The 26,054-nt window shown below is 63.4% G+C and carries 24 protein-coding genes and 1 pseudogene; 12 read left to right on the plus strand and 13 right to left on the minus strand.

The window, feature by feature from the left end; genetic code table 11:
• Positions 1-83: 83 nt before the first annotated feature.
• The 3 genes from ACP2YP_RS20930 (at position 84) to ACP2YP_RS20940 (ending at position 2,959) form a co-directional block, all read left to right on the plus strand.
• Complete coding sequence (locus tag ACP2YP_RS20930; RefSeq protein WP_426426213.1) at positions 84-830, plus strand: TetR/AcrR family transcriptional regulator; 747 nt, start codon at positions 84-86, stop codon at positions 828-830.
• Between the two features lie 268 nt (positions 831-1,098).
• Positions 1,099-1,704, plus strand: coding sequence for a PepSY domain-containing protein (locus ACP2YP_RS20935; RefSeq protein ID WP_426418259.1), 606 nt, complete (start codon positions 1,099-1,101; stop codon positions 1,702-1,704).
• Between the two features lie 217 nt (positions 1,705-1,921).
• Positions 1,922-2,959 carry an aspartate-semialdehyde dehydrogenase gene (locus tag ACP2YP_RS20940; RefSeq protein ID WP_426418260.1) on the plus strand — a complete coding sequence of 346 codons (1,038 nt, stop codon included), beginning with the start codon at positions 1,922-1,924 and terminating at the stop codon, positions 2,957-2,959.
• Between the two features lie 159 nt (positions 2,960-3,118).
• Here the strand turns inward: ACP2YP_RS20940 and queA are convergent, their stop codons facing one another.
• From queA to coaD, 5 genes are all read right to left on the minus strand, one after another.
• A complete protein-coding gene (gene queA / locus ACP2YP_RS20945; RefSeq protein ID WP_426418261.1) occupies positions 3,119-4,192 on the minus strand; it encodes a tRNA preQ1(34) S-adenosylmethionine ribosyltransferase-isomerase QueA in 1,074 nt (357 codons plus the stop codon).
• Between the two features lie 145 nt (positions 4,193-4,337).
• Positions 4,338-4,802, minus strand: a complete 465-nt coding sequence (locus tag ACP2YP_RS20950; protein ID WP_426418262.1) for a peptidylprolyl isomerase — start codon at positions 4,800-4,802, stop codon at positions 4,338-4,340.
• Positions 4,799-5,209 (minus strand): hypothetical protein, encoded by a 411-nt coding sequence (locus tag ACP2YP_RS20955; RefSeq protein WP_426418263.1) that lies wholly within the window; start codon positions 5,207-5,209, stop codon positions 4,799-4,801. Before ACP2YP_RS20955 ends, ACP2YP_RS20950 begins: the two co-directional genes overlap by 4 nt.
• Positions 5,210-5,218: 9 nt before the next feature.
• Positions 5,219-5,794: a peptidylprolyl isomerase gene (locus tag ACP2YP_RS20960; RefSeq protein ID WP_426418264.1), complete on the minus strand. Its 576-nt coding sequence runs from the start codon at positions 5,792-5,794 to the stop codon at positions 5,219-5,221.
• A 37-nt stretch (positions 5,795-5,831) separates the two neighbouring features.
• Entirely contained in the window at positions 5,832-6,329 is a 498-nt protein-coding gene (coaD, locus tag ACP2YP_RS20965; RefSeq protein WP_426418265.1) for a pantetheine-phosphate adenylyltransferase, read from the minus strand.
• 262 nt (positions 6,330-6,591) lie between these two features.
• On the opposite strand from coaD, the gene ACP2YP_RS20970 reads away from it, so the two are divergent.
• Together ACP2YP_RS20970 and ACP2YP_RS20975 are read left to right on the plus strand one after the other, a co-directional pair.
• Positions 6,592-6,849: a hypothetical protein gene (locus ACP2YP_RS20970; RefSeq protein WP_426418266.1), complete on the plus strand. Its 258-nt coding sequence runs from the start codon at positions 6,592-6,594 to the stop codon at positions 6,847-6,849.
• 190 nt (positions 6,850-7,039) lie between these two features.
• Positions 7,040-8,893: a potassium transporter Kup gene (locus ACP2YP_RS20975; protein WP_426426214.1), complete on the plus strand. Its 1,854-nt coding sequence runs from the start codon at positions 7,040-7,042 to the stop codon at positions 8,891-8,893.
• Between the two features lie 36 nt (positions 8,894-8,929).
• Here the strand turns inward: ACP2YP_RS20975 and gyrA are convergent, their stop codons facing one another.
• From gyrA to ACP2YP_RS20990, 3 genes are all read right to left on the minus strand, one after another.
• A complete protein-coding gene (gyrA, locus tag ACP2YP_RS20980) occupies positions 8,930-11,677 on the minus strand; it encodes a DNA gyrase subunit A (protein ID WP_426418267.1) in 2,748 nt (915 codons plus the stop codon).
• Between the two features lie 167 nt (positions 11,678-11,844).
• On the minus strand, positions 11,845-12,243 hold the full coding sequence (locus tag ACP2YP_RS20985) for a DUF2306 domain-containing protein (RefSeq protein ID WP_426418268.1): 399 nt from the start codon (positions 12,241-12,243) through the stop codon (positions 11,845-11,847).
• A 198-nt stretch (positions 12,244-12,441) separates the two neighbouring features.
• On the minus strand, positions 12,442-12,939 hold the full coding sequence (locus ACP2YP_RS20990) for a single-stranded DNA-binding protein (protein ID WP_426418269.1): 498 nt from the start codon (positions 12,937-12,939) through the stop codon (positions 12,442-12,444).
• A gap of 434 nt (positions 12,940-13,373) precedes the next feature.
• On the opposite strand from ACP2YP_RS20990, the gene ACP2YP_RS20995 reads away from it, so the two are divergent.
• From ACP2YP_RS20995 to ACP2YP_RS21015, 5 genes are all read left to right on the plus strand, one after another.
• Entirely contained in the window at positions 13,374-14,153 is a 780-nt protein-coding gene (locus ACP2YP_RS20995; protein WP_426418270.1) for an outer membrane protein, read from the plus strand.
• 239 nt (positions 14,154-14,392) lie between these two features.
• Positions 14,393-15,076, plus strand: a complete 684-nt coding sequence (locus ACP2YP_RS21000; RefSeq protein WP_426418271.1) for an outer membrane protein — start codon at positions 14,393-14,395, stop codon at positions 15,074-15,076.
• Positions 15,077-15,232: 156 nt separating this feature from the next.
• Positions 15,233-15,985, plus strand: coding sequence for an outer membrane protein (locus ACP2YP_RS21005; RefSeq protein ID WP_426418272.1), 753 nt, complete (start codon positions 15,233-15,235; stop codon positions 15,983-15,985).
• Between the two features lie 338 nt (positions 15,986-16,323).
• The gene (uvrA, locus tag ACP2YP_RS21010) at positions 16,324-19,305 is read left to right on the plus strand and encodes an excinuclease ABC subunit UvrA (RefSeq protein ID WP_426418273.1); all 2,982 of its coding nucleotides are present in this window, start codon (positions 16,324-16,326) and stop codon (positions 19,303-19,305) included.
• A 55-nt stretch (positions 19,306-19,360) separates the two neighbouring features.
• Complete coding sequence (locus tag ACP2YP_RS21015; RefSeq protein ID WP_426418274.1) at positions 19,361-19,684, plus strand: hypothetical protein; 324 nt, start codon at positions 19,361-19,363, stop codon at positions 19,682-19,684.
• Between the two features lie 6 nt (positions 19,685-19,690).
• Here the strand turns inward: ACP2YP_RS21015 and ACP2YP_RS21020 are convergent, their stop codons facing one another.
• Both ACP2YP_RS21020 and ACP2YP_RS21025 read right to left on the minus strand, forming a co-directional pair.
• Positions 19,691-20,026 (minus strand): DUF5615 family PIN-like protein, encoded by a 336-nt coding sequence (locus ACP2YP_RS21020; protein ID WP_426418275.1) that lies wholly within the window; start codon positions 20,024-20,026, stop codon positions 19,691-19,693.
• Position 20,027: 1 nt separating this feature from the next.
• The gene (locus ACP2YP_RS21025; protein ID WP_426418276.1) at positions 20,028-20,255 is read right to left on the minus strand and encodes a DUF433 domain-containing protein; all 228 of its coding nucleotides are present in this window, start codon (positions 20,253-20,255) and stop codon (positions 20,028-20,030) included.
• A gap of 77 nt (positions 20,256-20,332) precedes the next feature.
• Between ACP2YP_RS21025 and ACP2YP_RS21030 the strand changes: the two genes are divergently transcribed.
• Positions 20,333-20,983 (plus strand): HAD-IA family hydrolase, encoded by a 651-nt coding sequence (locus tag ACP2YP_RS21030; RefSeq protein WP_426418277.1) that lies wholly within the window; start codon positions 20,333-20,335, stop codon positions 20,981-20,983.
• On the opposite strand, the gene ACP2YP_RS21035 is transcribed toward ACP2YP_RS21030, so the two are convergent.
• Positions 20,980-21,204, minus strand: a complete 225-nt coding sequence (locus ACP2YP_RS21035; protein ID WP_426418278.1) for a hypothetical protein — start codon at positions 21,202-21,204, stop codon at positions 20,980-20,982. The genes ACP2YP_RS21030 and ACP2YP_RS21035 overlap by 4 nt on opposite strands.
• A 980-nt stretch (positions 21,205-22,184) precedes the next feature.
• On the opposite strand from ACP2YP_RS21035, the gene ACP2YP_RS21040 reads away from it, so the two are divergent.
• The gene (locus ACP2YP_RS21040; RefSeq protein ID WP_426418279.1) at positions 22,185-24,254 is read left to right on the plus strand and encodes a DUF1217 domain-containing protein; all 2,070 of its coding nucleotides are present in this window, start codon (positions 22,185-22,187) and stop codon (positions 24,252-24,254) included.
• 36 nt (positions 24,255-24,290) lie between these two features.
• On the opposite strand, the pseudogene ACP2YP_RS21045 reads toward ACP2YP_RS21040, so the two are convergent.
• Both ACP2YP_RS21045 and ACP2YP_RS21050 read right to left on the minus strand, forming a co-directional pair.
• Positions 24,291-25,086 (minus strand): annotated as a pseudogene (locus ACP2YP_RS21045) (AAA family ATPase).
• Between the two features lie 106 nt (positions 25,087-25,192).
• Positions 25,193-26,053 carry a PCC domain-containing protein gene (locus ACP2YP_RS21050; protein WP_426418280.1) on the minus strand — a complete coding sequence of 287 codons (861 nt, stop codon included), beginning with the start codon at positions 26,051-26,053 and terminating at the stop codon, positions 25,193-25,195.
• Between the last annotated feature and the right edge of the window lies 1 nt (position 26,054).

Consider the following 26,054-nt stretch of genomic DNA (forward strand, 5'->3'; position numbering starts at 1 on the left):
GCGATGACGCCCCCGCCGCTGCGCGTTATAGATCAACGACCATCGTCACGATCGCGCAGGAATCATTGGGCATATCATTGGGCATGGGATTGGCTGCGACCAGGGCAAGAACGGCAGCACCTCGGCGCGAGGCCTCGAAATCGCGCGGCGGCCGGCCGACCAAGAGTGCTGCGCTCGAGCGTGATCAGCGGCTGATCGAGGTTGCCACCCGCCTGTTTCTCGACCGCGGTTTTGACGCAACCTCGCTCGACGCCGTGGCGGAAGCGGCTCGCGTGAGCAAGCCGACCGTCTATTCCCGTTACGGCGACAAGCGCGGGCTGTTCACAGCGGTGCTGAGGCGCGAGATTGCGCGCTGGCTTGCGCCGCTGTCGGCTGCAGCCGAGACGCAGCTCGGCAGCTCGTCCGACATTTCGGTCGAGCAGCGGCTGGTGGAGATCGGGCGCGAAATGCTCAATTTCACCTGCGGGCCCGACGCCATGGCCTTCAGCCGCATGATGACGTCGCAGGCCATCAACTTCCCTGACATCGCCAAGCTCGGCAAGGAAGAAGGCTGGTTGAAGGCCGTTGCAACCACCGCGCGCTTCTTCGACCATCTGGCGGCGCAAGGCGCGCTCGATGTCGACGACACCACGATCGCGGCTGAAGTGTTCCTCGACGTCGTCGTCGGCCACACTCACCGCATGGCGACGTTCGGCACGCCGATGGAATTCAAAGCCGCCGAAAAGCGGATGCGCGCGGCGATCAAGCTGTTCCTGGCCGGCGCGCTCGGACCCGCCGACCGGGTCCAGAGCACCCCAAAAACCGTCCGACGGCGCCGCCCCTCCCGCTGACATTTCCGTGAGACTGGCGATCTGTCCCCTGCGGACGAGGGCCGTTCCGTTGACCGAAACAAAACGATACGGTATGGTATTGTTATAGAGCGGTGCGGGCCACTTTTTTCACCAGCCCCAAAAGAGGTCCGGATCGCTCAGATCGCCGCGACGGGTACAGCCCGTCACAGCGCTCCGCGGCCGGCCGTTGCCCATGGTCGGCCGCGATTTCTTTACGAACATCCGGCAGACTTGCTGGCCCAAGACGTGCTGGGCGAAGGTTTGGACCATGAACGCATCGACACCAGGGATGTACGGGTTGCTGGCTATCGCCCTGTCGGGGCTGCTCGTCGCAGCGCCGGCCCGCGCGATCGTCTCGGCGGGCAGCACACCCACTGCCCTCCACAACGAGACAGATGGGGACGCCGCGGCGGACCGCCAGGCCGTCAGCCGCGAGATCGAATGCTTCCGCAGTTCGTCGATCTCAATCAGCCAGGCCATGGCGATTGCGGAAGCCCGTCATGCCGGCGCGACGACCGCGGATATCAGCTTCGACGGCGGCTCGGGCGTGCCGGTGTACCGGGTCAAGACCCTGCACAACGACCGGATCTGGCGCCAAACCATCAACGCCGCGACCGGCGAGCTCGTGGGCGGCGAAGCTGCCCTGCCCCTGGCCCAGCTGGACCATGAGGATCGCAGCAATCTCGCGGCGCTCGGCACCATCCGGCATCGCCTGGCGGATGCGGTGCGCGTCGCCGAGCAGGCGGCGTCGGGCAAGGCCATCAGCGGCGGTCTGGTGCGCGACCGCGGCCGGCTCAATTTCGCGATCGTCGTCATCAGCGGCGACGACCTCAAGGAGGTCCTCCTCGAGCCGCCGGGCGTCCGGGGCAAGTAGCGCAGGCCACAATCCCGCCTAAAAGCCATTGACGGGCGCAAGACTCTCCCGCATAAGTCGCCACCATGTTCACGACCACCAAACGCACGACCAAAACCACCACGGCCTTCGGGGCCCGGGGAGGCGTGCGCGCGTAGTCGTCGACTAAAACGCATCAGCTCTGCCGAAGCCCCGCCCATGATGGTCCGGGGCTTTTTTGTTGTCTAAATCGATCTCAATGGAGGACACAGTGAGTAACGATCCAGTCGTCGCAATTGTCGGCGTCACCGGTGCGGTGGGCGCCGAATTCATCGCCACCATGGACAAGCGCGGCTTTCGTGTCCGCAAGCTCAAGGCGCTCGCCAGCACCCGCTCCGCCGGCAAGACGGTATCGTTCCGTGGCCAGGACGTCGTCATCGAGGAGCTGACCGAGCGCGCCTTCGAGGGCGTCGACATCGCGCTGTTCTCCGCGGGCAGCGGCATATCCAAGAAGTTCGCGCCAATCGCGGTCAAGGCCGGCGCTGTCGTCGTCGACAATTCCTCCGCCTTCCGGATGGACCCGAACGTGCCCCTGGTGATCCCCGAGGTCAACGGCAACCGCATCAGGGATCACAAGGGCATCATTGCCAACCCGAACTGCGCTGCGATCACCGCACTGGTGCCGCTTTGGCCGATCCATCAGACGAACCGCATCAAGCGCGTGATCATCTCGACCTACCAGGCGGCAAGCGGCGCCGGCGCCGCGGCGATGGACGAGCTCGTCGAATCCACGCGCGCCAACCTCAACGGGCAGGTCTATACGCCCAAGGTGATGCCGCACCCCTACGCCTTCAACCTCTTCAATCACAACACGGCGATCGACCCCGAGACCGGTTACAACGACGAAGAGACCAAGGTCATCAAGGAAACCCGCAAGATCTTCGAGGACGACAAGATCGCGATCGGCGTCACCTGCGTCCGCGTGCCGGTGCTGCGCGCCCATTGCGAGGCCATCACCTTCGAATGCGAGAAGCCGATCGCCGAGGACCAGGTTCGCGCCATCATGGCGCAGGCCCCGGGCGTGACGGTCGTCGACGATCGCGTGAAGAACTACTTTCCGATGCCGATCGACGCCTCGGGCCAGGACGACGTCCTGGTCGGCCGCATCCGCAAGGACCTCAGCGATCCCTCAGGGCATTCGATCTCGATGTTCGTGGCGGCCGATCAGCTGCTCAAGGGCGCTGCGCTCAACGCGGTGCAGATCGCGGAGCTGTTGCCGCAGCGGGTGATGGCGTAACGGAAGAGGTGCGTAGGGTGGGTTAGCTCTGCAGATGCGCGAAGCGCATCTGCTCGGCGTAACCCACCACTGTCTTTGACCGCAGAAGCAGAAGTGGTGGGTTACGCCTTACGGCTAACTCGCGGGCGCGGCCGAATGACTCAGTAAGACTAACCCACCCTACGGGACTGCCCGAAACAACAAACACGCATCCCCGTACGAATAGAACCGGTAGCCGTTCGCGATCGCATGCGCATAGGCCCGCTGCATCGTCTCCAGCCCCGAAAACGCCGACACCAGCATGAACAGCGTCGACTTCGGCAAATGAAAATTCGTCATCAGGACATCGACCGCGCGGAAGCGATAGCCGGGCGTGATGAAGATCGAGGTCTCGGCCGTAAACGGCTGAATGATGCCGTCCGCGCTGGCTGCGCTTTCCAGCAGCCGCAATGACGTGGTGCCAACGGCGATGATGCGGCTGCCGTTTTTTCGTGCGGTGTTGAGTCGGTCCGCGGTCTCGGACGAGATCGTGCCCCACTCTGCATGCATCTTGTGGCCGTCGGTGTCGTCAACCTTCACGGGCAGGAAGGTCCCTGCCCCGACATGCAGCGTGATGCGGTTGATGCCGACGCCGCGTGCACTGAGCGCCTGCTCCAGCGCAGGCGTGAAGTGCAGGCCTGCGGTGGGCGCGGCGACCGCGCCTTCATTGGCCGCGAACATGGTCTGGTAGTCGGCGAGATCCTGACCGTCAGGCGTACGTTTCGAAGCGATGTAGGGCGGCAGCGGCGGGCTGCCGAGATCGGCGATGGCCTGGTCGAGCGCCGGGCCGTGGAACGAGAATGACAGCGTCACCTCACCTTCGCCGCCCTTGGCCTCGACCTCGGCATCGAGATGGCCGAGCAGGCAGACCTTGCCTTCATTGCCGAAGCGGATGTGGTCGCCGGCTGTGAGCTTCTTCGCCGGCTTCACCAGCGCCTGCCAGCGCGAGCCGTCGAGCCGCTTGATCAAGGTCGCCTCGATCTTCGGCTCGGTCTCGCGGCCGATGCGGCGGCCTTTGAGCTGCGCCGCGATCACCTTGGTGTCGTTGACGACGACCTGGTCGCCGGCCTTCAGCCAGCGCGGCAGGTCGGCAATGATCTGGTCGCGCAGCGCGCCACCCTCCACGACCAGCATCTTGGCGGAGTCGCGCGGCTGCGCAGGGCGCAACGCAATGCGCTCGGGCGGCAGATCGAAATCGAAGAGATCGGTGCGCATGAGCGGGCCTGGCGCGACACAGCCTGACCCTCATGGTGAGGAGGCGCGTTAGCGCCGTCTCGAACCATGAAGGCCGAGCCGCAGCAGTGGGGCCTTCATCCTTCGAGACGCGCGTTCCGCGCTCCTCAGGATGAGGGTTGAGTGCTTATTCCGTGTCGGCCGCCATCCGCGCCTTGACGATCTTGTCGGGGTTCTGCACCGGCTCGCCGCGCTTGATCTTGTCGACGTTCTCCATGCCCTCGGTCACCTTGCCCCACACCGTGTACTGGTTGTCGAGGAAGCGGGCGTCGTCGAAGCAGATGAAGAACTGGCTGTCGCCGGAATCGGGGCTCGCGGCGCGCGCCATCGAGGTGGTGCCGCGCACATGCGGCTCCTTGTTGAACTCGGCCTTCAGCTTCTGGCCCGAGCCGCCGGTGCCGGTGCCGTGCGGGCAGCCGGTCTGCGCCATGAAGCCGTCGATTACGCGATGGAACACGATGCCGTCGTAGAAGCCTTCGCGGACCAGCTCCTTGATGCGTGCGACGTGGCCAGGCGCCAGGTCAGGCCGCATCTCGATGGTAACGGGACCCTGCGTGGTCTCGAGAATCAATGTGTTTTCGGTGGCGCTCATGCTCGTCTCTCTTGCGTTGGGGGTGAAGTCTTCCGGTTACGGAACTGGATCGCGAATGGACGTCCCGCGGCGGCGCCGGCCATTGCATCGGTAAATGGCATCGGCGTGCAGCGTTGCAACGCCTCCATCACCGCGATCCGGTATTGCAGCCGGTCACTGTCGGAGGCCTCCGCGGATTCATAGGTAATCCTCGGATGGCCCAGAATGTTTCCGGACCGGTTAAAGCTCACGACGACGGTGATGTCGATAGGGCGAGCCTTAGCCGGCGGCGGCGGCTTCCAGCAGGTCCGCAAGTGCTGGAAGATGTCCTGGATGGTGTTGACCGGCGCGTCCTCTGCGGAGGCGCCGCAAGCGCCGAACAGCAGCACTGCTGCAGCGAACAGGAGCCTGTCGCCGCGGCGCGCCATGAGCCTCTCCTACTTGATGTCGGAGGCGACCTGCACCTTCACCATCTTGTCGGGATCGGTGACGCTGCCGCTCGGCGAACCGGCCGGCGCTTTCTTCAGCTTGTCGACCACGTCCATGCCCTGCACGACCTCGCCGACCACGGTGTACTGGTTATCAAGGCTGCCGCCGTCGGCGAACATGATGAAGAACTGCGAGTTGGCGGTATCGACGCTGTCGCCGCGCCGGGCCATGCCGACGATGCCGCGGGCGAAGTGCACCTTGGAGAATTCCTGCTTCAGGTTCGGATATTTCGAGCCGCCGGTGCCGTTGCCGTTCTGGCCGTCGCCGGTCTGAGCCATGAAGCCGTCCATCACGCGGTGGAACGGAACGTTATTGTAGAAGCCCTCGCGCGCGAGCTGCTTGAGGCGCTCGGCGTGCTGCGGCGCAAGGTCGGTCCTGAGCTTGATGACGATGCGGCCCTTGGTGGTGTCGATGACGAGCGCGTTGGCCTTGTCGAGATTGGCCGGCAGCTGCTGCGCCGTTGCCGGGACGGCGCCAATCAGCGCGACGAACATCGTGGCAAGAATTGCGAGACGACGGATCATGGAAACTCCGGATCAGGTGAGATGAAAAAGCGCGCCGCTATCCGGCGAATTTTGCCTTGAGCTGGGATGCAACGAGCGGCGGAACGAAGGCCGAGATATCTCCGCCCATGGCAGCGATCTGCCGCACCAATGTGCCGGTAATCGGGCGGACCACGGGGGAGGCCGGCAGGAAGACGGTTTGCACGTCGGGCGCCATGGTGCCGTTCATGCCGGCGAGCTGCATCTCGTAGTCAAGATCGGTGCCGTCGCGCAGGCCCCGAATCATGATGGTCGCGCCGAACTTGCGCGCCGCGGCGACTGCTAGATCGTCATAGGTCACGGCCTCGAGGGTGCAGCCGGCCTGGGCCGCCACCGGGCCGCAAACGTCATGGAGCATCTTGAGCCGCTCCTCGGTCGAGAACAGCGGCTTCTTGCCCGGATGGACCCCGACCGCGACCACCAGCCGGTCGCACAGGGAAACACTGTTCCGGACCACGTCCAGATGGCCGTTGGTGATGGGGTCGAAGGAACCCGGATAGAAGGCAATGCGCGGCATAGCCACCTCCTACCGCGCCCGGCCCGGCCCGGCAAGCCGGACAGGTTCCTTGTCGGTTTCCTGCCGGTTTTTCCGCCAGTCCCCTGTCGGAAGGGCCCGGATTGTTTCGTCCTGGGGGTGTCCACGAAACAAAACCGGGTGCGAACGAAACCATTTCCGGCGTCGGCGAAGACGTCCGGAAACTGGTCATGGTTACTAATCCAGCCAACGAATGACAGGCCGCACACTGGGCGTAGCGGCCGCATCACAGGGGACCGTCAAAATGATCAAGGCTCTTTCAGCGATCGCTATTGCTGCGTGTGTTGCTACCGCCCTCACCCTGCTGCCTGGTTTTGCTCCCACCGTTGAGGCCAGCGTGCCGCAGCCGCTTGCCAAGAGCGACCGGCTCGACATCAAGACCATCGGCCGCGATTGTTCGCAGCAGGCCTGGCCGAACTTCGAGGCCTCCTGCCTGCGCCGCGCCGGCACCAAGGCTGACATTCGCGTCGCTCGCTTTGTGACGGTAGACCGCACGCCGTAGGCGGTCTGTCAGCTTGGTGTCATGAACCGCTAGATAAAATCCCATGGATATTTGCGGCGTCTCGTCGCAGACTGAGTGACGCTCGCGCCCCTCGGAATGGCCCGACGGGCGCGATCCCATTGAGGGATCGCATTTGTCCAGTACGCCCGCAGTCGCTTCCGGCCATCACCCCGACCCTCTGCCGATTGCCATGACCATGGGCGCCCTGGGGGTGGTCTATGGCGATATCGGCACCAGCCCTCTCTATGCCCTGAAGGAAGCCGCCAAGGCGGCCGCCCATGGCGGCACGGTGACTCCCGAGGCCGTCCTGGGCGTTGCCTCTCTCATCCTCTGGGCGCTGCTGCTGATCATCTCATTAAAATATGCGCTGCTGATCCTGCGTGCGGACAATCGCGGCGAAGGCGGCATCGTCGCGCTATTGGCGCTGCTGCATGCCCGTCACGCCCAGCCCGGCACCTGGCGCGCGCATCTCCTGGTGGTCGGCCTGATCGGCGCGGCGCTGCTCTATGGCGACGGCGCGATCACGCCGGCGATCTCGGTGCTCTCAGCCATCGAAGGCCTCAAGGTCGACGCACCCTCGCTCGCGCCGGCGGTCGTGCCCATCACCATCGTCATCCTGGTCGGCCTGTTCATGATGCAGAGGCAGGGTGCGGGCTTCATCGGCCGCATCTTCGGGCCGGTGATGCTGGCCTGGTTCGTCGTGCTGGCCGTGCTCGGCATCCACGGCATCATCAAGGCGCCGGCGGTGCTGGCCGCGCTCAGCCCGCTCTATGCCTTCGACTTCCTGATCCATCAGGACTTTCACGTCTCCTTCGCGATCCTCGGCGCAGCGTTCCTCGCCGTGACCGGCGGTGAAGCCATGTATGCCGATATGGGGCATTTCGGGCGCCTGCCGATCCGGCTTGCGTGGTTCGCGATCTGCCTGCCGGCGCTGGTGCTGAATTATTTCGGCCAGGCCGCGCTTCTGATCACCGATCCCACGATGATCGAAAATCCGTTCTTCCAGCTCTGCCCCGACGCCCTGCATTACGCGCTGGTCGCGTTCTCGACGGTTGCAACCGTCATCGCTTCGCAGGCGATCATCTCCGGCGTGTTCTCGCTGACCCAGCAATCGATCCAGCTTGGCTTCCTGCCGCGCATGCAGATCCGCCACACCACGAGCACTGCGATCGGCCAGATCTATGTGCCGCTGGTGAACTGGCTGCTCGCTGCAGCTACCCTCGGCGCAGTGCTCAGCTTCGGCACCTCGGACGCGCTCGCTGGCGCCTATGGCATCGCGGTGTCGCTGCTGATGGCAATCACCACGCTGCTCGCAGCGCTGGTCGCGATCCAGTGGGGCTATTCGCCCTGGCTGGTGGTGGCCGTGAACGGCTTCTTCTTCGTGATCGACGTCATCTTCTTCTCGGCCAACTCGATCAAATTGTTCGAGGGCGGCTGGTTTCCGCTGCTGCTCGCAGCCATCGTCGCCTTCCTGATGCTGACCTGGCGCAGCGGTGTGAAGCTGGTCGAGGCCGCGCGCGGAAAGCTACGTCAACCCGAGGAAGACCTGATCGAGACAGCGGTAAACAAGTGCAGCGCAAGGCTGCCTGGGACTGCGGTGTTCCTGGCATCCGCACCGAACGGCGTGCCGCTCGCGCTGACGCAATTTGTCAAGCACAACCACGTGCTGCACGAACGCATCATCCTCGTTACCGTGCTGATCGAGGAGCTGCCTCATGTTGCCGACCAGGACCGGAACGAGGTGATCGAGATCATCCCCGGCATCACCCGCGTGATCCTGCATTACGGCTTCATGCAGAACCCGACGATCTATGAGGGACTGACGCTCGCCTGCCGCCAGGGCAAATTGCCCGGCATCGATCTCTCCGACATCACCTATTATGTCGGCCGCGAGACCATCATCCCGAGCGAGGACATTCCGGGCATGTGGGTCTGGCGGGAAGGCCTGTTCGCCTTCCTCCAACGCAACGCCGAACGCTCGGCGGCGTTCTTCGGCGTGCCGACCAAGCAGGTCGTGGAGTTCGGCACGGAGCTGGAGATTTAGCGCATGTTAGGCGGCGAATAGCGAATGGGTGAGCCCCTATTCGCCATTCGCCTGCTCTCCATTCGCGCCATTGCCGCTCTCGGCCTCTTCGGTGATGTGCTCGACCGAGACGACGTGCTCGTCCTCGGCGGTGTCGAACACGATCACGCCTTGGGTCGAGCGGCCGGCGATGCGGATGCCTTCGACCGGGCAGCGGATCAGCTGCCCCTTGTCGGTGACGAGCATGATCTGGTCGGCGTCCTCCACAGGGAATGAGGCCACCAGATTGCCGTTGCGGTTGTTGACGCTCATGGCGACGATGCCTTTGCCGCCGCGGCCCGTGGTGCGGTACTCGTAGGACGAGGTCCGCTTGCCATAGCCGTTGACGGAGACTGTCAGCACGACCTGCTCGGCCGCCGACATCTCGATATAGCGCTCCTGCGGGAGCTGGAAGCTGCCGGAAGTTTCCTCGACCTCGGCTTCGGCTCCGGCCTCTTCCGTCGCAGCTTCGCCAGCGACGGCGCGGCGCATCTTCAGGTAGGCCGAGCGCTCGTCCGAAGTTGTCTCGACATGGCGCAGGATTGCCAGCGAAATCACCTTGTCGCCCTCGCCAAGCGCGATGCCGCGCACGCCCATCGAGGTGCGCCCGGTGAACACGCGCACGTCGGTGACGGGGAAGCGGATGCACTGGCCGCCGGCGCCGGTCAGCAGCACGTCGTCGCGCTCGGTGCAGATCTGCACGTCGACGATGGCCTCGTTGTCGTCGAGCTTCATCGCGATGATGCCGGAGCGGCGGACGTCGACGAAGTCGGACAGCTTGTTACGGCGGACGTTGCCGCCGGTGGTGGCGAACATCACGTCGAGGTTGGCCCAGGTCGATTCATCCTCGGGCAGCGGCATGATGGTGGTGATGCGCTCGCCCTGCTCCAGCGGCAGGATGTTGATCATCGCCTTGCCGCGCGCGTTCGGCGCGGCCATCGGCAAACGCCAGACCTTCTCCTTGTAGACCTGGCCGCGGGACGAGAAGAACAGCACCGGCGTATGCGTGGAGGCCACGAACAGGCGGCTGACAAAATCCTCGTCGCGGGTCTGCATGCCGGCGCGGCCCTTGCCGCCGCGGCGCTGCGCCCGATAGGCCGACAGCGGCACGCGCTTGACGTAGCCGGCGTGCGACACGGTCACGACCATGTCCTCGCGCTGGATCAGGTCCTCGTCCTCGACCTCGCCTTCCTGCTCCATGATCACGGTGCGGCGCGGGGTGGCGAACTCGGCCTTCACCTCGGCGAGCTCGGTCTTGATGATCCCCAGCACGCGCTCGCGCGAGCGCAGGATGTCGAGATAATCGGCGATCTCGCCGGCGAGCTTGTCGAGCTCGTCGCGGATTTCGTCACGACCAAGGGCGGTGAGGCGTTGAAGGCGCAGATCGAGAATGGCCCTCGCCTGTTCCATCGACAGCCGGATCGTGCCGTCCTCGCTGATGCGGTGGCGCGGATCGTCGATCAGCGTCAGCATGTCCTCGACGTCCCGCGCCGGCCAGTCGCGCGACATCAGGGTGTCGCGCGCGGTGGTCGGGTCGGGCGAGGTCCGGATGACGCGGATCATCTCATCGATATTGGCAACCGCGATCGCCAGACCGACCAGGATATGGGCGCGATCGCGCGCCTTGGCGAGCAGGTACTTGGTGCGGCGCGTGACGACCCGCTCACGGAAGTCGACGAAGATGGCCAGCAGATCCTTCAGATGCATGATCCGCGGACGGCCACTGTCGAGCGCGACCATATTGACGCCGAAGCTCGTCTGCAGCGGCGTGAACCGATAGAGCTGGTTCAGCACCACATCCGGCACGGCGTCGCGTTTCAACTCGATGACGACGCGATAGCCGTCGCGGTCCGATTCATCGCGCAGGTCGCCGATGCCCTCGATCTTCTTTTCCTTGACCAGCTCGGCGATGCGCTCGACCATCGTCGCCTTGTTCACCTGGTAGGGAATCTCGGTGATGATGATCGCCTCGCGCTCCTTGCGGATGGTCTCGATCGCGACCTTGCCGCGCATGACGATCGAGCCGCGGCCGAGGTGATAGGCGGCGCGGATGCCCGCCCGTCCGAGAATGACGCCGCCGGTCGGGAAATCCGGTCCCGGCACGATATTGATGAGTTCGTCGATGGTCAGCGCGGGGTTGTCGATCAACGCGACGCAGGCATCGATGACCTCACCGAGATTATGCGGCGGGATGTTGGTCGCCATGCCGACGGCGATGCCGCCCGCGCCGTTGACCAGAAGGTTCGGGAACTTGGCCGGAAGAACCGACGGCTCGGTCTCGTTGTTGTCGTAGTTCGGCTGGAAGTCGACGGTATCCTTGTCGATATCGGCCAGCAGCGCCAGCGCCGCCTTGGTCAGGCGCGCTTCGGTGTAACGATAGGCGGCCGGGGGATCGCCGTCGACCGAGCCGAAATTGCCCTGGCCGTCGATCAGCGGCACGCGCATCGAGAAGTCCTGCGCCATGCGGACCATGGCGTCGTAGATCGACTGGTCGCCGTGCGGGTGATACTTACCGATGACGTCGCCGACCACGCGGGCGGATTTGACGTACTTCTTGTCGGGCGTGTGCCCCTGCTCGTTCATCGAGTACAGGATGCGGCGATGTACCGGCTTCAGACCGTCGCGGGCATCAGGCAGCGCGCGCGCCACGATCACGCTCATGGCGTAGTCGAGATACGACTTCTTCATCTCCTCGAAGATGGAGACGGGGCGAATATCCGAGCGCTCCGGCTCGTCGCCGGGCTTCTTGTTGTCGTCGTCGGCCAAAGGGGAATCCGGTGAAATTTTATCTGGGAATCATATAGCGCATCGGGGCCCTGATAACCACCCTTGCAAGCCCTTGGGAAGCGGTTTTTCCGTTTGTTTTTCCAGAGACTTACGCGCTTCTCGCCACCGTCGTCAACAGCACCGGAACGAGCCACCCGGAACGCCCGTTATGCCCCGAAAAACACCTGGTGCATGATGCACCCGGGCACCAGCGTGAACAGTCCCGCCACCACCAAGGCACCGGTGAAGAGCAAGATCATGATGCGACGGTGATCGGTCACGCGATGCGTGTGCGCCCGCCACACCGCCAGCGGCAGCATCACCAGCGTGAAGATCGACAGGAGGTGGATCGGGCTGAACGGCCCGACCAGCCGGATCTGGTGGATCCAGAATGACGAGGCCGCCACCACGCCCATTAGCGCCACCCAGATCCAGCCAATCGTACGGTGCGGCAGCGTGCCCTTTGGCGCGGCGAACTGGACAAGGCCGAGCACGAAAGCCGCCATCGCCGCGAAGGCGTGCAACGGGATCTCGGGAGCGGCGTCAAGCAGTGGCGCGAGGCTCATGTGAGGCGTCCTCTGGTCGGAACCGACCATGTGAATGGGATTAACATAAAGTTAATACCATTCACATCGCGACTCGTCAAAGGCTTGAGGCAGCACATGATGCCAGCCCGGAAAAACCGAGCTTCACCAGTCAATTGGTAAGGAGTCCTGCCGCTTTACGCGAGCACGGCAAAGTCCCGACTGAGCGCCCGCCCCGGCTCAGAACGGGATGTCGTCGTCCATGTCGTTGTTGCGGCCACCGGTGCCCGCGGCCACGACACGGCGCGGCGCGCTGCTGACGGGACCGGAGGAGCCGAAATCGCCGCCCGGCTCGTCGCCGAAGCTGCCGCCTCCCCCGCCACCACCGCGGCCGTCGAGCATTGTCAGCGTCGAGTTGAAGCCCTGGAGCACGACCTCGGTGGAGTACTTCTCCACGCCGCTCTGATCGGTCCATTTGCGGGTCTGGAGCGCGCCCTCGATGTAAACCTTGGCGCCCTTCTTCAGATACTGCTCGGCGACCTTGCAGAGACCTTCATTGAAGATCACGACGCGATGCCACTCAGTCTTTTCCTTGCGCTCGCCGCTATTCTTGTCACGCCAGGTCTCCGAGGTGGCGATGCTCAGATTCGCGATCGGCCGCCCGTCCTGGGTGCGGCGGATTTCCGGATCCTTGCCGAGATTTCCAACCAGAATGACTTTGTTGACGCTTCCCGCCATCGCCGCTCTCCACTCCAAATGCCACTGAATTTCGAAAAGGCGCGCCCGCGCTGCCTGTTGGGCCGACCCTATACGCTTACGAGCACTGATCAGCCTGCCACGCCCTCGGTTATCCCCACATATAGCATCGGGCGAACATTTGTTCCAGATTTGTTCCCGCCGAAATTCAAACTGCCGGCGGTTGCGAGCGGTCGCGCGTGCCACTCTTCACGCTACGATGAATAGGAACCTGACGGGGCCAGTCCGATCTAGAGAAAAGCGCTTAACATTCATCAAGTTAAGGCATGCGAGTTAGCCCGCGAGTGTTGCATTCCGGAGACGGACTTTACGTCCAAGTGAGGCTACGATGACCTCGGAATTTAATTCTTATGGGCGTCGCGCCTGATTGACCGCCTCGGGGGACTTCTGAAGCGGACGACACTGGGGAGACTGCAATGAAGAAAGTTCTATTCAGCACAATTGGTATCGTTGCGTTTGGCCTGTCCGCTCCCGCGAGCGCGGCGGATCTTGCCGCCCGTCCTTACACCAAGGCGCCTGCGCCGATGATCGCCACCATCTACGACTGGAGCGGCTTCTACATCGGCATCAACGGCGGCGGCGGATCGACCCACAAATGCTGGGACTTTGTCACTCCCGTAACCGGCGTTTTGGTCCGCGAGGGTTGTCACAACGCCACCGGCGGCACGGTCGGTGGTCAGGTCGGTTATCGCTGGCAATCCGCCAATTGGGTCTTCGGTCTCGAAGGCCAGGGCAACTGGGCTGACTTCTCCGGCGACAATGTCAGCACGACCTTTATCGGCACGGGCCTTCGCGATCGGTCCAAGATCAATTCGTTCGGTTTGATCACCGGTCAGGTCGGTTACGCCTGGAACAACGTGCTGGTCTACGTGAAGGGCGGCGGCGCGGTCGTGAGTGACCGCTACCGGAGCTACGACGTCGTCACCGGCCTTGAGTTCGACCGGGCCAATGAGACCCGTTGGGGCGGTACCGTGGGCGCAGGCGTCGAAATCGGATTCGCGCCGAACTGGACGGTCGGCTTCGAGTACGATCACCTCTTCCTCGGCAACCGCACCCTTGGCTTCACCGGTTCTGGCAACTTCCTGATCGCCCCAGCCGGCGCCGCCACACGCTCTGAGCGCATCGGCCAGGACGTCGATATCGGCCTGATCCGCGTGAACTATCGCTTTGGCGGCCCCGTTATCGCAAAATACTGATATCCGTCTGGACTCATTCGAGAATCGAAGGCCGGCCTCGCGCCGGCCTTTTTGTTGCGGGTTCCCGATGGGAATCATAGGTCAGCGAGTGTTACATTTTGCGTCCGTTGTGACTTTCCGGAGACACAACTTGCGGCTTCAATGGTGTAAGCACGTCATCAGTTGGACCACAGCGTCCGATGTCCTTCTGAACGCACGGAAGGCACAAAAACAGAAACTGGGACTGGGATTTGTTGAATATGAAGAAGATTTTCTTGGCTTCGGCCTGTCTGCTCGCCGTCACTGGCGCCGCTTCGGCTGCCGATCTGGCGGCTCGCCCCTACACCAAGGCTCCGGTGGCCGTGGCTTCGGTCTACAACTGGACCGGCTTCTACCTCGGTATCGTCGGCGGCGGCGCTTGGGAAGCCGCCTCTGGTGACCCGAAGATGAAGGGTGGCTTCGTCGGCGGCACCGCCGGCTACAACTGGCAGACCGGCAACGTCGTGTTCGGCATTGAGGCCGATGGTTCCTGGGCTGACGTCAACGCCTCGATGACCGCTTCGGTTCTCGGTATTCCAGTCACCACCAGCTCTAAGACCGACGCGCTCGGCACCGTGCGCGGCCGCATCGGCTGGGCCGTCAACAACGTCCTGTTCTATGGCACTGGCGGCTACGCCTGGATAGACAACAAGATCAGCGTCAGCACGCTCGGCGTGACCCTCTCCGACAGCAAGTGGCACTCCGGCTGGACCGTTGGCGCCGGCGTCGAGGCGTTCTTCGCGCCGCAGTGGTCGGTCAAGGGCGAGTACCTCTATCGCAGCCTCAGCAGCCAGACCTATTTCGGTGGCATCGGCGTTCCCGTGGCTTCCGGCACGGTCAACTTCCACACCGTGCAGGTCGGCGTGAACTATCACTTCAACGGTCCGGTCGTCGCCAAGTACTAAGTCAATTACCGAGCTACGTCTCAACGCCATCGCGTTACGAAAGGCCGGCCTTGTGCCGGCCTTTTTGTTTTCGCGGTCCGTCGTGCCGAACCGTCAAGGAATCGTAGGGCGCGCAGATGGCGCTCGCGAATTGCTTGGGCGAGTTGGGGATCTGACATGAAGACGTTGGCGCTGGCCGCGGTCGGCTTGTTCGCACTCGGCGCAGCCGCGCCGGCCGGTGCCGCGGACCTCCCGCTCTATAAGGCGCCGGTGGTGCCGGCTTCCGTCCTCGAATGGACCGGCGTCTACGGCGGCATCAATGGCGGCGGCGGTCTCGGCCATGCCTGCTGGAGCGTTGTTGCCGCCGGCGGTGTTCCGATCAATCCGGCCGTCAGCGAAGGCTGCCACAATGCCAGCGGCGGCACGGTCGGTGCCCAGCTCGGCTATCGCTGGCAGAAGACGCATTGGGTTCTCGGCGTGGAAGGCCAGGGCAACTGGGCCGACTTCAAAGGCAACAATGTCAGCCTGGTGCACGCGCCTCTGAACAACCGGACCAGTATCGACAGCTTTGGTCTGTTCACCGGCCAGCTCGGCTACACCGTGAACAGCCTGCTGTTCTACGGCAAGGCCGGCGCCGCTGTCGCGCACGACAAATACGACGAGTTCATTCCGGGCGTCGGCGTCGTGTCCAACACGCTCAGCCAGACCCGCTGGGGCTACAGCGCGGGCTTCGGCGTGGAATACGCCTTTGCGGAGAACTGGTCGGTCGGCGGTGAGTACGACCATTTGTTCCTCGGCCATCACGGCGGCGATCTCGCCAGCGCCATCCTCGTTCCGCCGGGACGCACCGAGCGGATTGGCCAGGATGTCGATATCGGGCTGATCCGCGTCAACTACCGCTGGGGCGGCCCGGTCGTCGCCAAATACTGAGCCAGCTACGAACTCCAGAGGACTCCCTCCAAGGTCCTCCCCATCTGCGGATTCCCCAAGGTCTGCAGTCAAAGGTGAACGAAGGGCCGGCATCGCGCTGGCCCTTCGCTTGTTCCGGACGATGCAGCTGCTGCCAGACCTGCTGCCAAGACCCCTGCTGCCAAGTCCCGCCAGCGCGCCAACAATCCGTTGACGATTCGCAAGTCCCTCTGGAAATCCGTCTCCGTTCTTCCTACGTTCGCCGACAACCCCATCGGCGCCGATCCCGGTTCCGGGCGAAGCGCGCCTTGTACGTTGGCGCGATCGCGCACCTTTGGGATTCCTTGAGGGCAACTCGGATGGATGAAGTGATCAAGGCGAAGCGCCAACAGCAGAACGCGGGCTCGAGCCTGCGCGCAATTACGATCCGCGGCGCGCGCGAGCACAACCTCAAGAACATCGACGTCGAGATTCCCCGCGACAAGCTCGTGGTGTTCACGGGGCTATCAGGCTCCGGCAAATCCTCGCTCGCCTTCGACACCATCTACGCGGAAGGCCAGCGCCGCTATGTCGAGTCGCTCTCGGCCTATGCCCGCCAGTTCCTGGAGATGATGCAGAAGCCCGATGTCGACCAGATCGACGGCCTCTCGCCGGCAATCTCGATCGAGCAGAAGACGACGTCGAAGAACCCGCGCTCCACCGTCGGCACGGTGACGGAGATCTACGACTACATGCGCCTGCTCTGGGCGCGCGTCGGCGTGCCCTATTCGCCAGCCACGGGACTTCCGATCGAGAGCCAGACCGTCTCGCAGATGGTCGACCGCGTGCTCGCGCTGCCCGAAGGCACGCGCCTCTATCTGCTTGCGCCGGTCGTGCGCGGCCGCAAGGGCGAGTATCGCAAGGAGCTCGCCGAATGGCTCAAGAAGGGCTTTCAGCGCGTCAAGATCGACGGCACCTTCCATGAGCTTGCGGAAGCGCCGACGCTCGACAAGAAATTCCCGCACGACATCGACGTCGTCGTCGACCGCATCGTGGTGCGCGCGGACATCGGCCAGCGCCTCGCCGAAAGTTTTGAGACCGCGCTGAAGCTCGCCGAGGGCCTCGCCGTGGTCGAATTCGCCGACGCGGCGGCGACGGCTGCGCCTGTCGAGGAGAAGAAGAAGACCGCAAAAATCCATGACAAGAGCGGCCCCGAGCGGATCCTGTTCTCGGAAAAGTTCGCCTGTCCGGTGTCCGGCTTCACCATCCCCGAGGTCGAGCCGCGGCTGTTCTCGTTCAACAACCCCTATGGCGCGTGCCCGGCCTGCGGCGGCCTCGGCGTCGAGCAGCATGTCGACGAAGACCTCGTCATCCCCGACAAGGAGCTCGCGATCGGCAAGGGCGCGATCGCGCCCTGGGCCAAATCGTCGTCGCCCTATTACACGCAGACGCTGACCGCGCTCGGCAAGCACTACAAGTTCACGCTGACCACCAAGTGGAAGGATCTGCCGAAGAAGACGAGAGACGCGATCCTCCATGGCTCCGGCGAGGACGAGATCAAGTTCTCCTACGAGGACGGCGTCCGTTCCTACGACACCAAGAAGCCGTTCGAGGGCGTCATCACCAACATCAACCGCCGCTACCGCGAAACCGAGAGCGAGTGGGCGCGCGAGGAGCTGGCGAAATATTTCCACGACGTGCCCTGCGGCGCCTGCAACGGTTTCCGGCTGAAGCCCGAGGCGCTCTGCGTCAAAATCGGCGGCAAGCATATCGGCGAGATCTCGGAGCTGTCGGTCAAGAACGCCGGCGCGTGGTTCGAGACCGTACCGGAGGCGCTGAACGCGCAGCAGAACGAGATTGCCGGGCGCATCCTCAAGGAAATCCGTGAGCGCCTCACCTTCCTGCTCGACGTCGGCCTCAACTATCTCACCCTCTCCCGCTCCTCCGGCACGCTGTCCGGCGGCGAGAGCCAGCGCATCCGCCTGGCCTCGCAGATCGGCTCGGGCCTGACGGGCGTGCTCTACGTGCTGGACGAGCCTTCGATCGGTCTGCACCAGCGCGATAACGCGCGCCTGCTCGACACCCTCAAGCGGCTTCGCGACCTCGGCAACACCGTGATCGTGGTCGAGCATGACGAGGACGCCATTCTGCTGGCCGACCACGTGCTCGACATCGGCCCCGGCGCCGGCATGCATGGCGGCAACATCATCGCCGAAGGCACGCCCGCCGAGATCATGCGCAACCCGAAATCGCTCACCGGCAAATATCTCACCGGCGAGCTCGAGGTCGAGGTGCCGGAGCGGCGTCCGCCGAACCATCGCCGCACCATCAAGGTGGTGAACGCCCGCGGCAATAACCTCAAGAACGTCACGGCGGAGATTCCGCTCGGCCTGTTCACCGCGGTCACCGGCGTGTCGGGCGGCGGCAAGTCGACGCTCCTGATCGACACGCTCTACAAGGCCATCGCGCGCAAGCTGAACAACGCCAGCGAAGGCGCCGCCCCGCACGACCGCATCGAGGGTCTCGAGCATATCGACAAGATCATCGACATCGACCAGTCGCCAATCGGCCGCACGCCGCGCTCCAACCCCGCGACCTATACCGGCGCCTTCACGCCGATCCGCGAGTGGTTCGCCGGCCTGCCCGAAGCCAAGGCGCGCGGCTACGAGCCCGGCCGCTTCTCCTTCAACGTCAAGGGCGGCCGCTGCGAGGCCTGCCAGGGCGACGGCGTCATCAAGATCGAGATGCACTTCCTGCCCGACGTCTACGTCACCTGCGACGTCTGCAAGGGCAAGCGCTACAACCGCGAGACGCTGGAGGTCCTGTTCAAGGGCAAGAGCATCGCCGACGTGCTCGACATGACCGTCGAGGAAGCCGCCGAGTTCTTCAAGGCGGTGCCGCGCGTGCGCGAGACCTTCCAGACCCTGCACCGCGTCGGCCTCGACTATATCCATGTCGGCCAGCAGGCCACGACCCTGTCGGGCGGTGAAGCCCAGCGCGTCAAGCTGGCCAAGGAGCTGTCCAAGCGCGCCACCGGCCGCACGCTCTACATCCTGGACGAGCCGACCACCGGCCTGCACTTCCACGACGTCAAGAAGCTCCTGGAGGTGCTGCACGAGCTGGTCGCGCAGGGCAACACGGTCGTCGTCATCGAGCACAATCTCGAAGTCATCAAGACCGCAGACTGGGTCATCGACCTCGGCCCCGAAGGCGGCGACGGCGGCGGCGAGATCGTCGCCTGGGGCCCGCCGGAAGACATCGTGAAGGCGCAGCGGAGCTATACCGGCAAGTTCCTGGAGCCGGTGCTGAAGAAGGCAAGGAAGCCGAAGCGCGGGCGCGCGGCGAGCGAGGCGGCCGAATAAAGGTTCGATGGTCTCGTCCGTGGGACTTTCGGGACTAAACCTGCGAGTGTCCACGATGCCCGGCCGAGCCTATACACTCTTCCGCAACGCCATCCTCGCCGAACAGCAAGTGACCTGCGTCTACGAGGGCCGCCATCGCGAGCTTTGCCCGCATATCATCGGCACCAACAGAAGCGGTGAGGAGGCCGTGCTCGCCTGGCAATTTGCCGGCGAAAGCAGCGGACCGTTGCCGCAATGGCGATGCCTGAAGCTGGCCAATGTCAGCGCCGCCCGGGCACGCGATGGCCGCTGGCATGAGGGTGGCTCGCATCGAACCTCCCAGACTTGCGTCAGCAACATCGATCTCGACATCAATGTTCACGTGCGCAAGCTGCGGTGAGTCCTGCTAACTGCCCACGAATTCAATAACCGCCTCGCCCCGCGCGACGGCTTCAACAATTTGCGGCATGACGCCCAGAAACTGGCGGATCAGCGCCCGATTGTCGATATTGCCGACCCGGACCCAAAGCACAATCGGTCCCTGACGCTTTGCGGCGCGCAGCAGAGAGAAATCACGATCCTTGGTGACGAGAACGGCTGATCGAGAAATAGCCTCGCTCCAGATCGTCCCATCGGTCGCATTCGCCATCCCGACCTCGGCGACATGGGTCGCATCGTATCCGGCTCGACGCATAGCTTCCGCGAGTGCTGGTGGCAGCTGGGCATCGATCAGGTAAAGCAAGCTATTTCGCCGCTATGATCGGATGGTCGACCTGACGGGCAGCATAGGCGAGCACCGCGTCGATATCGGTCTCTTCCAGGTACGGATAATCTTCGAGAATGCTCTCGCGCGACTGCCCCGCGGACAACAGTCCCAGGACGTCGGCAACCGTGATGCGCAGGTCGCGAATGCACGGGCGTCCATGCATTCGCTGCGGGTCGACCGTAATCCTTGCCAGTAGCTCCGACATCTGCCACCTCTTCGCAGGTAACATAGCATCTCCGACTGCATCTGTCAGCGTATCGCCCGCGGTGCCCACTCTCCTCCATGCCCTACCTCCTCGCCATCTTCGACCTCGACGGTACGCTGGTCGACAGCTTCCCCTGGTTCCTGCGCACCATCAACGATGTCGCTGATCGCTTTGGCTTTCGCCACGTGCGGGATGAGGATGTCGAGGGGCTGCGGCATGCCTCGACGCGCGAGATCCTCAGCCGACTCGAGGTGCCCGTGTGGAAGCTGCCGGCGATTGCGCGGCATGCGCGGCGGCTGAAGGGAGACGCGGCGGCGGAGATTTCGCTGTTTGCGGGCGCCGAAGCGATGTTGCGGACGCTGGCCGAGAACGGCGTGCAGCTCGCGCTGGTGACGTCGGACAGCGAGGTCAATGCGCGGCAAAAGCTCGGCGAAGCCGCCGCACTGTTCTCGCATTTCGACTGCGCTGCCTCGTTGTTCGGCAAGCCCGCGAAATTCCGCCGCGCTATCCGGCGCGCAGGCGTGGACGCCGACCGTGTGATCGCGATCGGCGACGAGATTCGCGATATCGAAGCGGCGCGCGCGGTGGGTATCGCGTGTGGAGCGGTCAGTTGGGGCTATGCGGCGCCGGCCGCGCTGCGAGCGCGCGGCCCCGACCTCGTGTTCGAGCGCATCGGCGACATCGCACCGGCCTTGCTGAGCGGCGTCAGGGATTCAACCCCAGCCTAGCTGCCGGCGGACGCCTCGTGCTTCTCCAATGACAGCGCGATCCGCTCCAGGAATCCGTTCATCCGACGGGTCTCGGCGACCTGCTGCTCGTAGAGTTCAATCATGGTCGTGCCGGACGATCCGCGTGCCTGCATTCCGTGCCGCCGCGAAAACCAGAACCACAGGGCGATCAGCACCAGGAATGGCACCCAGGATACCGCAAGCTCGACCCATCTATCCATTACGAAAATCTCCCAATCGCCCGTATGTCCGGCGCCAATCTCTTCTGGATAGAGCATCTGTCGGCGGGGCGCGACATCCGGTTCGAAGGCGCGCCGCCGCCCTCGACCCGGCCGGCGGCTTGCGCTGCGGGCTCGCGCCACCCACCACCTGTTGCGTTAACCGGCGGGCGAAACACCCACGACAAGGTCAACCACCGCCGGCAAAGATATTTCTCTTTATTCGAATTTCGGATTAACGTATAAGAAACCATCCCAACCGGTCCGAGGGGCGTATCGCGATCGTCACGACACGCGGGTGGGATGTGGTGGGCGCGGGCTGCGTCGGCGCGAAGGTGGTTGCAGGGCGGGTCACTCCGTGAGCGATCATCTCGCGCACACGACCGGTGCAGTCCGCGTACGGCAAAATCGTGTGGTCCTGGCGCCCGGGGTCTGTGCGCCAAGTCTTGCGGTGATGCGTGTGGCCCAACCGGGCGCGCGCGTCAGCGATCTACAAGGCGACGGGGGCAATAGTGCATCGCTCCCCGGGGAGAGCGCGACATAAGCCGTCAAACCACTGCGCAGGGAAGGCCGGATGTTTGGCTTCACCTGTATGCCGCTGTGCAATCGCTTCCAGCGCAATTGCGCACAGCGGACCGCGGGTGCCAGCCGGCACCCGGCCTTCCCTGCGCCCTCGGCACTTTCGAGGGCGGCAACTGCCGCAAAGCTCGGACACAACGTGCCGCGAGGACGTGAAAGCGTGTCCGCGATTGCAGATGCCAATGGGGCGATGAATCTTACGCACGTCTTGCTTGCGGGAGGCTTGCCGGAGAGATCCATACGATGCGGCGCTTGGACGCAAGCGACACCTAAAGTTGTCGCCCAGAATCGCAGCAATGAATTGTAACAATGTTTCTGTCTGCTGGCATGAGGCCAGCCCCTGCCTTGCGACCCGGCAATGATTGACGGACGTCCAGGACCCGCCGAGCCTTCAGGAGTTCCCCATGGTGTCCACCTATTTTGGCTATAGCTACGTCGCGCGCAATCTCGCACAGACCCTGACGCGGGTGGCGCAGCAATCGGACGTCTCGCGCGACGCCGCCTATTACAAAGCCAACATCGGCAAGGTGCACACCGTCGACGATCTGATGAATGATTATCGGCTGTATCACTACGTCACGAAAGCCTATGGCCTGGAAGACATGGCCTACGCCAAGGCGTTCATGAAGAAAGTGCTGCAGAGCAACCTCTCGGACTCAAGGAGCTTTGCCAACACGCTGATCGACAAGCGTTACCGGGACTTTGCCGCGGCGTTTTCCTTCGGTGGCGGTCAAACGAAGGTTGCGCAATCGGGCAACCAGACCGACGATATCATCGGGCTGTACACGGCAGCCATGAAGAGCAACGTCGATGCCGTTGCCGCCGACACGAATTACTACAATGCCACCATTGGCGGCGTGACCAGTGCCGACCAGCTTCTCAACGACGATCGCCTTCGCAACTATGTCGCCTCGGCATTCGGGATCGATCAAAGCAAGTGGCCGCGTGACACGATCAAGCAGGTCTTGTCCAGCGATCCATCCGATCCGAACAGCTACGTCAATGTCACCTTCTCATCTCAGCTGAATGGCCTGAACGCCCAGCTTGCTCAAGCCAAATCGGATGCAACCGACGCCAGCTCGAAGATAGCCGACTACACGACGCAACTGTCGCAGCCCGGCGCTGATGTCAATCAGCTGAATGTGCAGATACTGGTCGAAAGATATCGCCTGCAGTCGGCCGTGACCAGCATATCCAGCACCAACGACGCCATCGCGACGACCGGCCGGTTCATGAACCTGGCCGGCGCGTTCGAGTTTTCATCCGACGGGTCGCTTCCACCGGGGACACCAGCGCAGACCGCTGCAAACCTCGCACGCACGACCCAGAGCTTCGACGACAGCAAGTCGGCTGTCTATTCGGCGGCAAGCCCGTTGCAGGAAGCCCTGGTCATCGGGCAATTCAGAGCCTTCATCCCCAAGGTGACGTCACTCCAGACGCTCGTATCCACGCCAGGCGCGTATAATTTTGCACTGGCGGCCGTCGGCCTCGATCCCACACAAGTCTCACAGTCCACCGTGAAGGCTGTTCTCGAAAGCGACCTCAACGACCCCAAGAGCTACGTCTACACGCTCAAGGACGATCGATACGTCAAGCTCGCGCGCTCGTTCAACTTTGACGCAAAAGGCAATCTGACCACACCCCTGGCGGCCCAGGATTCGGCTGAAATCCTCGATATCGCGAAGAACTACATCATTGCGAAACTGAAATTTGCCAGTACGCAGGACCAGGCAAAAATCAAGGCTCAAGCCCAGAAAGACGCGACGGACTATCAACAGTCGATAGGCGACATCAAGAGCGTTTCCGACCTGCTCGCAAACAGGAAGATGGTTGATTTCATTCTTGTCGCCAAGGGATTGCAGCCCGAGAAGGTGAGCACCGCCTATCTCAAGAAGATCTTCGCCTCTGATCTGAACGATCCCAAGAGCTTCGCAAACACGGAGAGCGACCCTCGTTTTGCCGAGATCGCGGCGTCGTTCAATTTTGACAGCAAGGGCAACGTCGCGCGTCTTCCGATGTTGGGTCCGCAAAAGCGCGACCAATTTCTGGCAACGCAAAAGAACTATCTCGAGCAAAGCCTGGAGCAGCAGCAGGGCGATACGAATCCCGGCGTGCGTCTGGCGCTGTATTTCCAGCGCATGGCGGGACACATCACGTCCGCCTACGACATCCTTGCCGACAAGGCGCTTTCGGAGGTGTTCAGGACCACCTATGATTTGCCTGACCAGATGGCTTCGATGCAGATCGATCAGCAGGCCAAGATCGTGGAAAAATACCTCAATCTCAAAGATCTCGGGGATCCCACGAAAGTTGCAAAGCTGCTGAGCCGATTCTCGGCCATGTATGACGCGAGGAACGCCAGTCAGACCTATTCGCCCGTGCTCGACCTCTTTCAGGGATCGAGCTCGGGGACATCAGGCTTCAGTGAATCGACCTATTTGGCCATGGCGAAAATGCGCGCCAGCCCATGGTGATCGCGCAATGACGAATGGAGAGATTGCGTCCCTCGCCTATTCCGCCAGCGTCGCCTCAACGAAACCGCGCGGGTCGGCGCAGAATTCCCGCATCACCCGGTAATGATCCGTCTGCTCAACCGTTGTCGGCTCGAGGCCGTATTTACCCAGCCGCAGCAGCTGTGCATTGGGATAGGCCATCAGGAGCGGCGCATGGGTTGCCATGATGACCTGGCAATTGCCGGAGAGATCCATGCGATGCAGCAGCTTGAGGAAGTCCATCTGCCGCGCCGGCGACAGCGCGGATTCAGGTTCGTCGAAAATGTAGATGCCCTGCTTCTGGCAGCGCTCCTCGAAGAACACCAGAAAGCCCTCGCCATGGGAAGGAGAGATAGTCCGGCGCCTCCTGAACGCTCGCACCAAACACGCCTTCCATCGCGTGCGCCGCATCCACGGCCGAGCGGTCCAGATAGCGCGCCACAGAAAAGAACGTCTCGGCCCGAAAGAACCAACCATCCGTCACCTTCGGGACCCACGCAGCCCGCAGAGCAGACGACAGCTCTTCGCCGGTGATTTCGAGACCGCCGCCGTCGATCTCCTGAAAACCCTTGCGGCCGCCCGTGCTGGCGAATCCGGCCATTCCCGCAATGCCCTCGAGAATGGTCGATTTCCCGGTGCCGTTTTCGCCAACGATGATCGTCACCGCGGCGTCGAAGCTGTGGTCGAACTCGTCCCTGAACACGGGAAGGCAGAACGGATAAGCCTCCCAGTCCTCGACCCGCGCGCGGTCGAGCCAGACGCGCCTGAGATAGGGCGCACGCAGCGTGGTCTGACGGCGTCGTGTACGGCTCATGTTCCTGCCCCCGCTCGGTCCCAACGGAATTCCGCGCCGGAACATATCAAGAACAAGAACCGCATGGAAGTGGCATCTGTGGGATGTCACAAGCCCCGGTCATGCCCTAGGACAGCACTTCCAGCACCAGCTCCATCGTCATCAGCACGGGATTGTCGCCGCGGACCAGGCGGCCCTCGGCGATGCCGCCGGTGTAGTCAATCAGGGCGACGTCGAGCGCAGCTTCGAGTGCGCCGGACGCACCCGGCGCAATCGTCCCGGCGGTTGTCGCCAGCTCCGTGGCAAACGGCTCGGTCACGCCGCCATGGGTGAAGCGCGCGCCGATGGTCGAGCCGACGCCGCCGTGAATTTTCGCGCGCGCGATGCCGTGCGTCCGGCAGAAGGCTTCGAGGCAAATGGCAAAATCCTGATTGGGGCGCAGCCGCAGCGCAAAGGCGCGGCTGGTCGTGCGCGCACCGGTGCTCGCGGAGACGACCGGCCCGAACAGCTTGAAATTGGTCTCGGGATCTGGCTCGGCGGTGAACATCGCGCCGTCAACGCCGAAGGCCTGGACCTCGAACGGCTCGGCGACAACAGTCTCGTCCGGCAGCATGTGGCCGCCGCTCGCCTTGCCATCCGCCTCGGTCCACAACCCGTGGCAATGATAGAACGGCGCGCCGTCGCGCATACCGAGCGTCATGCTGCCGAGCCTGGTGTGCGTCACGCTTGCGGGCCGATACGTGTCGCTGTAGAACGCCGCATTCTCGCCGGTGTTCGACAGCGCCGGCATCACATAGCCGAACGGCCCGAGCGCGCCGCGGCCGAAATTCAGCACGCCGCCGGCAAATCCCTCCGCGGCAAAACCGCGGCGCGCGGCTTCGAGCAGCGGCAGGCCCGCTTGAAGCGTGAACGAAAAGGCGCGCCCCATCGCCTCCACCCATTGGATACGCTCAGTGACGGGCGCGCCCGGCTGCTTGATTATCCGCATG

Source organism: Bradyrhizobium genosp. A (assembly GCF_049949275.1).
Classification (GTDB): Bacteria; Pseudomonadota; Alphaproteobacteria; order Rhizobiales; family Xanthobacteraceae; genus Bradyrhizobium.